Genomic DNA, 10230 nt, shown 5'->3' on the forward strand with positions numbered 1-10230 from the left:
AAGCGAGTCTAGCCTTTGCTGGTGGTTTCGGCGGCGGGATCAGATGGACGAGGTGCCGGTGATGCCGATGGTGGAGTCGATGACCGGGCGCAATTTCTTGGCCAGGGCCTCGTAGAACATCGAGTGCGGGAACTCGTCGTCGAGGACCTGGTTGGTCATCTCGCGCAGCGGGGAGGAAAGCGGCAGCGCGTCGGCTCCCTTGGCCCACACCGAGCCCGGGTGCGGGACCAGGGTCGCGGAGACCAACTCGTACGCGGCCAGCCAGTGGGCGATCTTCGGGCGGTCGATCGAGCGCCAGTACAGCTCGTCGATGGCGTCTCCCAGTGCCGAGACCACCTCCGGGACCTGATCCCAGTCGATGGACAGCTTGGTGTCGGTCCAGTGCAGCACGTGGTGCTGGTGCATCCAGGCGAAGAGCAGTTGGCCGCCCACGGCGTCGTAGTTGCGGGTGCGGGTGCCGGTCATGGCGAAGCGGAAGATCCGGTCGAAAATCACCGCGTACTGCACCAGCCGGGCACGGTGCCGAGTGGTGGGGTCGGCCGAGGCGTCGTGCTGGATCTTCACGCATTCACGGAACGCGGTGAGGTCGCAGCGCAGCTCTTCGAGCGAGTAGAGGAAGTAGGGCATGCGCTGCTTGATCATGAACGGGTCGAAGGGCAGGTCCCCGCGCATGTGGGTGCGGTCGTGGATCAGGTCCCACATCACGAAGGTTTCCTCGGTGAGGGCCTGGTCCTCGAGCATTTCGGCGGCATCCGCCGGCAGCTCCAGGTTGGTGATCTGTGCGGCGGATTTGAGCACGCGGCGGAAGCGTGCCGCCTCGCGGTCCTGGAAGATCGCGCCCCAGGTGAAGGCGGGCGTTTCGCGGATGGCGACGGACTCGGGGAAGAGCACCGCCGAATTGGTGTCGTAGCCCGGGGTGAAATCCAGGAAGCGCAGTGGGACAAAGAGCTTGTTGGAGTAGTCCCCGGCCTCAAGCCCGGCGATGAACTCGGGCCAGATGACCTCGACGAGGACCGCCTCGAGCAGCCTGTCGGTGGATCCGTTTTGCGTGTACATCGGGAAAAGCACCACATGGCGCAATCCATCCTCGCGCGCCAGCTGCGGGGCGAAGGCGCGCAGCGAGTCAAGGAAGTCGGGAATGCCAAAGCCCGAGGCACTCCAGGTGGCCAGGTCGGAGACGAGTCCCTCGAGGTAGGCAGCGTCGTGCGGGAATTGCGGGGCCAATGCGTGCAGCGATTCGGCGATGGTCGCAGCCAAGGCCGCGGCGCGCGGCTTGTCGGCGGCCTCCGGCACCGAGCCGTCCTGCCCCTGGAGGCCCTGGAACTCGGTGGCCGCGGCCTTCAGCGCCAGCCACGGCGCGGAATTGACGAGCTCTGAGTTGGACAGCGGCTTGGGAAGAGTTGCCTGTGACATGGTGGGAGACCCCTTTCGGTACGGCTGGATGCGCCGCGCGGATGCTGCGGACCTTAGCTTGGTTCCAGCGTACTGAGGGGTCGTGGTTACTGATTGAAAAACGGTGTGAGCATCAGCAACGCTGTCGCAAGGGCCATGCCGTGCTCACCAAGGCATGTGTGCAGGGAATGCTCGGCCCCGGGGGCACAACAGTGCCCCCGGACCCGGGGATCCGGACATGTCGCCGGCTAGCTCGTCTTGAGCCGCAGCGAGACCGAATTCATGCAATAGCGCTGGTCGGTGGGGGTATTGAAGCCCTCACCCTCAAAGACGTGGCCCAGGTGCGAATCGCAGGCAGCACAACGCACCTCGATGCGGAGCATGCCCATCGTGGAGTCGCGGATGTAGCGCACCCGGTCTTCGGCCAGTGGGGCGAAGAACGACGGCCACCCGCAGCCGGCATCGAACTTGGCGTTGGAGGTGAAGAGTTCATGGCCGCAGGCGCGGCATTCGTAGACACCCTCGGTGGTGGTGTCCCAGTACTCGCCGGTATAGGGACGCTCGGTCCCGGCCTTGCGCAGGACCTGGTATTCCTCCGGGGTCAATTCGGTGCGCCACTGCTCGTCGGTCTTGGTGACGCCTGGGGTGGGGGTGCTGGATTCTTCTGGGGGCTGGATTTCACTCACACAACGCACAACACCGGCATGGTCCTGCCCATTCCCGGCACGATGCCGACCAGTCAATTCCCTGCGTGCCAAAACCACTGGGTGGCGGCTTTTATTTGCAATGATGGTAGGCATGAAGGAACAACATTCCCCGATGCCCCCGCGCGCCCGATCCGCAGGCAAGGGCCTGAGCTGGGCGCTGCTGGGTGTGGGCATTGGCGCGGCGGCGGGATCGGTGTTTGCCGGCAGCGTCTCGGCGCTGGCCGCCTACTTTGCCCGCCGCGTCGTGACGCCCGACGCGGAGCCGGACCAGAGCCTGGAGATCCTGGCATTGGTGCCCACCGCGGAGGGCAGCGACGTGATCCTCTCGGCAAACAAGGATTCCACGGCCCCGGGACGATACTCGCTGTTCTTCTCCGCGGACACCGGTCATGCACGCCTGGGCGAGCCCAAGGGCTACCGCCTGGGTGACGGCACCGTGACCCGGGCGGTGGAAAAAATCTACTTCGGAGACCTCTCCGCCGCGACCCGCGGACGATTCTCCGGAATCGTCTACGATTCCCCCGAGGATCTTGACGTTGACTACGACGAGGTCGAGATCCCCATTCTGGGCGGTATGGCCCCGGCATGGTTCGTCCAAGGCAACTCCGAGGCGGACACCTGGGCGATCTGCGTCCACGGCCGCGGCGCCAACCGCAAGGAGGGGCTGCGCGCGATCCCGACGCTGCAGCGGCTTGGACTCAGCGCGCTGCTGGTCTCCTACCGCAACGACGGGGTGGCCCCGGCCGCAGTCGACGGTCGCTACGGGCTGGGGGCCACCGAATGGCCCGACATCGAGGCTGCCATCGACTACGCGATTGCCCAGGGGGCGAAGGAAATCCTGCTCTTTGGCTGGTCCATGGGAGGGGCCATTGCCTTGCAGGTGGCGGACAGGTCGCGGCACGCACGCAGTATCGGCGCGCTGGTGCTCGACGGGCCGGTGATCAACTGGATCGACGTGCTCTCGCACCAGGCCAAGCGCAACCGCATCCCCGAGGCAGTGGGCAGGTTCGGCCAATGGCTGCTGGTCAACAAGGCGGGACGCTGGATCACCGGGCTTGCGGCGCCCCTGGATTTGAAGATCCTGAACTGGGTCGAGCGGCACGACCAGCTGCGCCTGCCCACCCTGATCCTGCACAGCGAGGACGACGACTTCGTCCCCATCGGCCCCTCCGAGCAGCTGGCGGAGCTGAACCCGGACATGGTGGGGCTGCGGCGCTTCAGCCGGGCGGGCCACACCCGCGAGTGGAACGTCGATCCGCAACGCTGGGAGGCGGAGGTCGCCTCCTTCGTCCGGTCGGTGCTGGACGCCCCGCGCCCGGGGGGCTGGGCAGCCACTGAAGACTAGTGGGAAATTGCGGCGACCTCTGCCTCGGTGAGACGCTGCAGGTCCGCCGGAGCCAGCTCGAGGTCAAGCCCGCGATGCCCGCCGGAGACATAGACGGTCTCATGGGCCAACGCGCTGGCATCAAGCAGCGTGCGCGAACGGTTGCGCTGGGCCAGCGGCGAAATGCCGCCCACCACGTATCCGGTGCGGCGCTCCGCCACCGCCGGGTCGGCCATTTCCACCTTCTTCAGGCCCAGGGCCACGGCCATGGCCTTGAGATCCAGCGACCGGTCGACCGGGACAATCCCGACCACCAACGCGGCGGGCCCCGGTTCCCCGGTGGACACCAACAAGGTCTTGAACACCCGGGACGCCGGGACGCCGATGGCCTCCGCCGCTTCCATCCCGTAGTTCTCCACGGACGGGTCGTGGACGTATGAGTGCACCGTGTAGGGGACCGACTCGCGGTCCAGCAGCGTGGTCGCGGGCGTGCCGGTCGAGTGTGTGTTCTTTTTCTTGGACATGGCTTTCCCCATCCTCCGTTAACCGCGTTTGGGCGTCGGCACGTGCCGACGCCCAAACTTCTTCGATCGTTTCGGCCTACGAGCCGGCAGCGGCAACCCGCTCGCTGACCTGTCGCTTGATACGGGCAAGCATGGCACTCATGCCACGTAAACGCAACGGTGTCAGGGCACGGGTCAACCCCAGCTGCTGAGGCATGTCGTCGGGGACGGCCAGCACCTCGGCGGCCGGCAGTCCGTCGAGGCCCTGGTGCAGAACGGAGGCGAACCCGCGGGTGGTCGGCGCCTGCGGGGGAGCGGAGAAGAACAGTGATACCCGGTGCTCGCCGGCGGGCTCGACCTCGATGTTCAGGAACAGCGGGGTCTGGCACTCAACGACCTGCTCCAACAGGTCGGGGTGTTCGGCCAGGCGTGGGGGCAGCTCGGGGAGTTCCTCGGAGAAGTCCAGCAGCATCTCCAAGCGCTCGGGCTCGGTGACGGACTGGAAATCCTCGACGATCTCGGCCAGGGCCTGTGGCAATTCGCTCATGCTGCCACGCCCCCGTATCCCGCAGGCACGGCACCGGGCTCGATGCCCTTCACGATGGGCACGCGCACGGCGTTGCCCCATTCGGTCCAGGAACCGTCGTAGTTGCGGACGTTCTCGAAGCCGAGCAGGAACTGCAGGGCAAACCAGGTGTGGCTGGAGCGCTCGCCGATGCGGCAGTAGGTGATGATGTCGTCACCGGAGGCCAGCCCGGCCTCGCCGAGGTAGATCGCCTCGAGCTCGGCGCGGGACTTGAACGTGCCGTTCTCCTGGGCGGCGCGGGCCCAGGGCACCGAAGCTGCCGTGGGGATGTGCCCGCCACGCAGCGTGCCCTCCTCGGGGTAGGCAGGCATGTGGGTGCGCTCGCCGGTGAACTCCTCGGTGGAGCGGACATCGATCATGGGCTTGCCGAAGTGACCCAGCACCTCGGGCAGGAACGCGCGGATGACGGTGTCGTCGCGCTCGATGACCGGGTAGCTGCCCGGGATGACCGACGGCTTCTCGCGAGTGGTCTCCCGGCCCTCGGCGATCCACTTGTCGCGGCCGCCGTCGAGCAGGCGGACATCTTCGTGCCCGAAGAGGGTGAACACCCACAGGGCGTAGGCGGCCCACCAGTTGGACTTGTCCCCGTAGATGACCACCGTGGTGTCGCGGCTGATGCCCTTGGACGCCATCAGCGCGGCGAAGCGCTCGCCATCGACGTAATCGCGGGTGTCTTCGTCGTTGAGCTCGGAGTGCCAATCGATCTTCACCGCATTGGGGATGTGGCCCGTGTCGTAGAGCAGGATGTCCTCGTTGGATTCGACAACCACCAGGCCCTCGGTGGAAAGGTTGGCGGCCAGCCAGTCGGTGGACACCAGTCGTTCGGGATGGGCGTAGTCGGCGAATGACGGATTGGAGTCGATGGGAAGGCTCATGCTGAATTGACCTCGCAACAAAAAATCGTGGGATGGTGTTTCTCCAAGCCTAGCGATCCGGGGCGTCACCGGCGGTGAAACAGGGTCATTCGACGCCATATTTCGCTCCAAGCGTCGGCGTTTGTGCCACCGGCAGCGAGGAGGTGGCACACGCGAACGAGCCCCGTTTTAGTGGTTGTCGATTCTGTGGGCGTAAAATGGCGGGGGCGTGTCTTCGCGCTGCGCACGCACACCATCATTCGAAGATTTAAGGACCGTTCCGCCGTATGGCCACGATTACGCATCTTTCCCAACGGACCCCCACGGTCTCCATCGACGACCTGCTCGCAGGTTTCCACCCGTCCTACCGCTTTGGCGAGGTGTCGTTTGACACCTACCGGCCGGACCCGGCCTGGCCCACCCAGGCCGAGGCGGTCACCAAGCTCAAGCACTTTGCCTCGACCATCGGCAATTCCAAGGGCGGCTTCCTGGGCAAGCTCTTTGGCAAGAAGAAGGTCGAGAAGTCGGGGATGTACCTGGACGGCGGCTTCGGCGTGGGCAAGACCCACCTGTTGGCTTCGCTGTGGCACCTGGCCCCGGGCAGGAAGGCGTTCGGCACCTTCGTGGAGTACACGAACCTCGTCGGGGCCCTGTCCTTCCGTCAGACCGTAGAGGTGCTGAGCACCTACTCGCTGGTCTGCATCGATGAATTCGAGCTCGATGATCCGGGGGACACAGTGCTGATGTCCCGGTTGATGCGCGAGCTTTCCGACGCCGGCGTGAAAATCGCAGCGACGTCCAACACGCTTCCGGGCGCACTGGGCGAGGGCCGCTTTGCCGCCGTGGACTTCCAGCGCGAGATCAAGGTGCTCTCCGAACAGTTCGACGTCCACCGCGTGGACGGCGTTGACTTCCGCCACCGCGGGCTCCCCGACGCCCCGGTACCGCTGGAAGACGCGGGCATCCAGGAGTTCGCCGTCGAGCGCTATGGGGACAAGACCTTCGCCGTTGACGAGTTCGCGGACCTGATCGGGCACATGTCCAAGGTCCACCCCAGCCGGTACCGTGCCTTGCTGGCCGAGACCGACGTGCTGGTGCTGCACAATGTCGAAACCATCACCGAGCAGGCGGTGGCGCTGCGCTTCGTGGTGCTGGCCGATCGCCTGTACGACAAGGACGTGCCGATCATTGCCTCCGGCAAGCCGTTCAGTGAGCTGTTCACCCCGGAAATGATGGCCGGCGGATACCAGAAGAAGTACTTCCGTGCCGTTTCGCGCCTCACCGCCCTGGCCCGCGAAGGCCAGACGGGGGAACCGGCGCTGTAACCTCAACGCACGAAGGCCGTGATGGCCGCCGTCCGCAACCACCTCGTTTTCCGAGATGGAAGCGGGGACGGGCCTCACGGCCTTTTTTCGTGCGCCACGGGGGTAGGCAAACCCAGGTTGCCCACCCGCGGGTTGGAGCTGTGCTGGGTCATTGGCGGTTGCGCTCGATGAGCAGGCGAAGGGTCAATCCGGCGACCAGCGCCCAGAATGCCCCGCCGATTCCGGCGAAGCTCAGGCCCGAACCGGCAATCAGGAACGCGACCAGGGAACTCATTCGGCTGGAGGGATCGGACAACGCGGAGGACGCGGAGGCGCCGAGGGTTGCCAGCAACGCCAGGCCCGCCGCGGCTTCCAGCAGGCCCTGGGGGCTCGCGGTGGCCAGTGCCGTGATTGCGGCAGACGCCAATCCGAGCAGGATGTAGAAGCCGCCGGAGGAAACTGCCGCGATCCACCGCCTGGAGCGGTCTTCCCCGGCCTCGTCCCCGGCGGCGAGGGCGGCGGAAATCGCCGCAAGGTTGATGGCATGCCCGCCGAGGAACGCCGCCGCCGAGCTGCCGAGGCCGGTGGCCAACATGGAGGCGCGCCACGGTGTTTCGTAGTTGAAACTGGCCAGTACCGCCACGCCCGGAACGTTCTGCGAGGCCATGGTGACAACGAAGAGCGGCAGGGTGATTGCGGTGAAGGCCGCGAGGCTGAATGCCGGTGCGGTGAATTCGAGACTCGGCAGCAACTGTCCCATCACTCCCGCGGCGTCGGCCCCTCCCATGGAAAAGCCTGCGATGCCCAAGGCGGCGGCCATCGCGGCCGGAACCGCCCAGCGGGGACTGAAGCGCAGGAAGAGCAACCAGACCACGATAACCGGGGCGACATGCAACGGGATAGTGGACAACGCCACGAAGGGCGCCAGACAGAGTTTGAGCAGTACTCCGGCCAGCATGGCTTGGGCCAGGGGGACGGGGATCGCTGCAAGCGTCCGGCCCAGCCAGGGGATGGCCCCGGTGGCGGCAATCAGCACTCCGGTCATGATGAAGGCACCGACCGCTTCGTTCCAGCCGAAGTTCACTGCTGCCGCTCCGGCCAGCAACGCTGCACCGGGTGTCGACCATGCGGTGGTGATGGGTCGCTTGGTGAACCACGCCAGGCCAACTGCGCAGATTGCCAGTGCAATGGTGAGGGCGAAAAGCCCGGAGGCGGCCTGGGCATCAGTCGCCCCGACGGCCTTGAGTCCTGTCAGCACCACGGCAAAGGACGAGGTGTATCCGACCAGCGCGGTGACAAGACCGGCCATGATCGGCTGTGCGAATGTCGATCGCCGTGGAGCGCTGGGGATGGCGTTGGAGGTCAAATCATTTCTTTCCGTGCAAACGACAGGTGCCGGTTCCGCCTCACGGCGGTACCGGCACCCGTTTGTCGTGCCTAGGGCAAGAGTCCTAGTGAACCAGGCAGGAACCTAGACGGTCGGCGTGCCGCCGTCTTCCTTGTTGAGGAGGCCCTTTGCGCCATCCTGAACCTTGTCGACGTGCTCGGAGAACTTTCCCCCGGTCTTTTCGTCGATGAAGTTGCCGGCGTTGTCGATGGCACCGCCGATCTTGTCCGAGTTTTCGTGAATCAACTCGGCCGCTTTCTCCTTCAGTCCTTCGGCCTTGCCCTTCAGCTCGTCAAAAATAGACAAAAGGCACCTCCTCTCAGTAATGGGGGCCCGAAAAGCCCCGTCTAGGAATCATCCTATGCTCAGTCGCGATCGAATCGAGGGAATTTGGATGAATTTCTTCTCCGATGCGACTCTGACTTGTATGTACATATTGGCAGCTGTGACAGCGCTGCCATCAGTGGTATCGCAGGAGTAGGCCCGGATTCCGCGATCTGAACCGAAACCCGGGGCACCGTTGGGCGTTGGGGGCCAACGGCGGCTTATAGGTCAGAAAGTGTGTCCGTGAGGGGCCTGCTTCCCAACGATGGCGCGGTAGAACGGGGTTTCTTATAGCCTTGGGCCATTAACCGTGAATGGTTCTGGAAATTCGAGGCACTGTGAAGTATGTGGATCTCGTCTGAAGCGCAATGGAAAGACAACGGCCGGGACCCAGCGCTGGAGGTGCATTGACTGCGGGGCCAGCAGCGTGCGCAAGCGTGCGGACCTGGCCCGCAAGGCCGAGCTGGACCGGTTCGTGCAGTGGCTGTGTGTTTCGTCAACTTTAAGTCGGCCATTAAAGCGATAAGAATCAGGCCACCTGGGCTCAATTTCCTGCCATGTTGGCGTTTGGCCTATTTCATGAGCGCATTCTTGACCCGATAGGACTCGCCGCGGAACTGCAGCAGCCGCCCGTGATGCACCAACCGATCGATGACGGCGGCAGCCATGTTGTCATCGCCGAACACCGTTCCCCACCTCGAAAACTCCAGGTTTGTCGTGATGATTAGGCTCCGCTTCTCGTACCCGTCCGCGATCACCTGGAACAACAGCCGGGCCCCTTCGGTATCGATCGGAAGGTATCCCAGCTCGTCGATGGCGATCAATTGGTTTTTGGCCAGGGACGCGAGTTCCTTGTCCAGCCGGTCCTCCTCCTTCGCCCGGCGCAACATCATCACCAACGCCGAGGTGGTGAAGAACCTCGCCGCAATGCCCTGCCGGCACGCTGCAGCCACCAGTGCGGTGGCCATATGCGTCTTGCCGGTGCCCACGTCCCCGTAGAGGACCAGGTCCTGGGCCCGGTCGATGAAGTCCAAGGATTCCAGGGGATGGCTTCCGTAGTCCTCGGGGAACCTGACGTTGCTGTAGTCGAATCCGGTGAGGCTTTTCATGGCGGGCAGTCGCGCGGCCTTCAGCAGCCGCTGGCGCCGGGATTCGAGCCGGGATTCGTGCTCGGCCACCAGCACCCCGTGCAGGTATTCGCGTTGCTTCGGGGTGCCTTTTTCGGCCCATTCGGTCAACACGCTTCCGGTGAGCGAGGCGTGCTTGCCTGCCTCGAGGAGGTCCTGGACGGTGATCGGGTTCATGCGACTTCTCCGGTGCTGGTGTTCAGGGTGGTGAAGGTGTCATAGACGCTCAAGTCCACGTTGGCCGCCGATGGTTCGGTGCCGTCGGCCAGGCGACGTGCGAGCATGCCCAGCATGGCCATGTCCGGTCCGTCCCCGCGCTGGATCAGCGTGTCGGCGGCCTGTATCGCATGGTCGAACCCGCTGGTCCCGGATACGGCATCCACCGCATTGAACAGCCGGCGCCGGTCGGTGGCCGTGGCCTTGTCCAGCCAGTCCCGCACCGGGTCCGGGACCAGGGTCCGCAGCGGGGAATGGGACCACGCGCCGGGCTTGGTCACCAGCAACGGCACCAGGGTCGAAGGCTCGAAGATCGTCTCGGTCTGCTTGCCGAAGACGCGACGGAAGGTGCGGACCGGTGCGGAATGCTCATCCAGGATCTGTACCGTCTCGTGCCCCAGCCCCACCGTGAGCAGCCGTCCGTGGAAGGAAGATCCGGCCGCGTAGGTGTTCCCGTCCACGAGCATGTTCCCGACCCTGTCGGCCCTACGGGACTCGTAGCGCAC

10 protein-coding genes and 2 pseudogenes are annotated in these 10230 nt (G+C 65.0%); 3 read left to right on the plus strand and 9 right to left on the minus strand.

What is annotated here, in order from left to right; translation table 11 throughout:
• Positions 1-39: 39 nt before the first annotated feature.
• Complete coding sequence (locus OIU93_RS13945; RefSeq protein ID WP_264270679.1) at positions 40-1413, minus strand: DUF6421 family protein; 1374 nt, start codon at positions 1411-1413, stop codon at positions 40-42.
• Between the two features lie 227 nt (positions 1414-1640).
• Positions 1641-2069, minus strand: coding sequence for a peptide-methionine (R)-S-oxide reductase MsrB (gene msrB / locus OIU93_RS13950; RefSeq protein WP_264270691.1), 429 nt, complete (start codon positions 2067-2069; stop codon positions 1641-1643).
• A 121-nt stretch (positions 2070-2190) separates the two neighbouring features.
• On the opposite strand from msrB, the gene OIU93_RS13955 reads away from it, so the two are divergent.
• Positions 2191-3444 carry an alpha/beta hydrolase gene (locus OIU93_RS13955; protein WP_264270680.1) on the plus strand — a complete coding sequence of 418 codons (1254 nt, stop codon included), beginning with the start codon at positions 2191-2193 and terminating at the stop codon, positions 3442-3444.
• Here the strand turns inward: OIU93_RS13955 and ybaK are convergent.
• From ybaK to OIU93_RS13970, 3 genes are all read right to left on the minus strand, one after another.
• Positions 3441-3947, minus strand: a complete 507-nt coding sequence (ybaK, locus tag OIU93_RS13960; RefSeq protein WP_264270681.1) for a Cys-tRNA(Pro) deacylase — start codon at positions 3945-3947, stop codon at positions 3441-3443. The genes OIU93_RS13955 and ybaK overlap by 4 nt on opposite strands.
• A gap of 76 nt (positions 3948-4023) precedes the next feature.
• Positions 4024-4473 carry a SufE family protein gene (locus OIU93_RS13965; protein ID WP_264270682.1) on the minus strand — a complete coding sequence of 150 codons (450 nt, stop codon included), beginning with the start codon at positions 4471-4473 and terminating at the stop codon, positions 4024-4026.
• The gene (locus OIU93_RS13970) at positions 4470-5387 is read right to left on the minus strand and encodes a sulfurtransferase (RefSeq protein ID WP_264270683.1); all 918 of its coding nucleotides are present in this window, start codon (positions 5385-5387) and stop codon (positions 4470-4472) included. Before OIU93_RS13970 ends, OIU93_RS13965 begins: the two co-directional genes overlap by 4 nt.
• Positions 5388-5653: 266 nt before the next feature.
• Here OIU93_RS13970 and zapE point away from each other — a divergent pair, with 266 nt between their 5' ends.
• A complete protein-coding gene (zapE, locus tag OIU93_RS13975) occupies positions 5654-6691 on the plus strand; it encodes a cell division protein ZapE (RefSeq protein WP_264270684.1) in 1038 nt (345 codons plus the stop codon).
• A 148-nt stretch (positions 6692-6839) separates the two neighbouring features.
• On the opposite strand, the gene OIU93_RS13980 is transcribed toward zapE, so the two are convergent.
• Together OIU93_RS13980 and OIU93_RS13985 are read right to left on the minus strand one after the other, a co-directional pair.
• On the minus strand, positions 6840-8036 hold the full coding sequence (locus OIU93_RS13980; protein WP_372342933.1) for a benzoate/H(+) symporter BenE family transporter: 1197 nt from the start codon (positions 8034-8036) through the stop codon (positions 6840-6842).
• 105 nt (positions 8037-8141) lie between these two features.
• On the minus strand, positions 8142-8363 hold the full coding sequence (locus tag OIU93_RS13985; protein ID WP_264270685.1) for an antitoxin: 222 nt from the start codon (positions 8361-8363) through the stop codon (positions 8142-8144).
• Positions 8364-8691: 328 nt separating this feature from the next.
• Between OIU93_RS13985 and OIU93_RS13990 the strand changes: the two are divergent.
• Positions 8692-8821: pseudogene (locus OIU93_RS13990) on the plus strand (IS256 family transposase); the annotation flags it as partial.
• 132 nt (positions 8822-8953) lie between these two features.
• On the opposite strand, the gene istB reads toward OIU93_RS13990, so the two are convergent.
• Positions 8954-9685, minus strand: a complete 732-nt coding sequence (gene istB / locus OIU93_RS13995) for an IS21-like element helper ATPase IstB (RefSeq protein WP_264270686.1) — start codon at positions 9683-9685, stop codon at positions 8954-8956.
• Positions 9682-10230: pseudogene (locus tag OIU93_RS14000) on the minus strand (IS21 family transposase); the annotation flags it as partial. The gene istB and the pseudogene OIU93_RS14000, both read right to left, overlap by 4 nt.

Source organism: Paeniglutamicibacter sp. ZC-3 (assembly GCF_025847175.2).
Taxonomy (GTDB): domain Bacteria; phylum Actinomycetota; class Actinomycetes; order Actinomycetales; family Micrococcaceae; genus Paeniglutamicibacter; species Paeniglutamicibacter sulfureus.

Excerpts from the sequence above, each read along its gene's own strand:
- OIU93_RS13965 (WP_264270682.1), bottom strand. The coding sequence starts at position 4,473 with ATGAGCGAATTGCCACAGGCCCTGGCCGAGATCGTCGAGGATTTCCAG.
- OIU93_RS13970 (WP_264270683.1), bottom strand. The coding sequence starts at position 5,387 with ATGAGCCTTCCCATCGACTCCAATCCGTCATTCGCCGACTACGCCCAT.
- zapE (WP_264270684.1), top strand. The coding sequence starts at position 5,654 with ATGGCCACGATTACGCATCTTTCCCAACGGACCCCCACGGTCTCCATC.
- OIU93_RS13955 (WP_264270680.1), top strand. The coding sequence starts at position 2,191 with ATGAAGGAACAACATTCCCCGATGCCCCCGCGCGCCCGATCCGCAGGC.
- ybaK (WP_264270681.1), bottom strand. The coding sequence starts at position 3,947 with ATGTCCAAGAAAAAGAACACACACTCGACCGGCACGCCCGCGACCACG.
- OIU93_RS13945 (WP_264270679.1), bottom strand. The coding sequence starts at position 1,413 with ATGTCACAGGCAACTCTTCCCAAGCCGCTGTCCAACTCAGAGCTCGTC.
- istB (WP_264270686.1), bottom strand. The coding sequence starts at position 9,685 with ATGAACCCGATCACCGTCCAGGACCTCCTCGAGGCAGGCAAGCACGCC.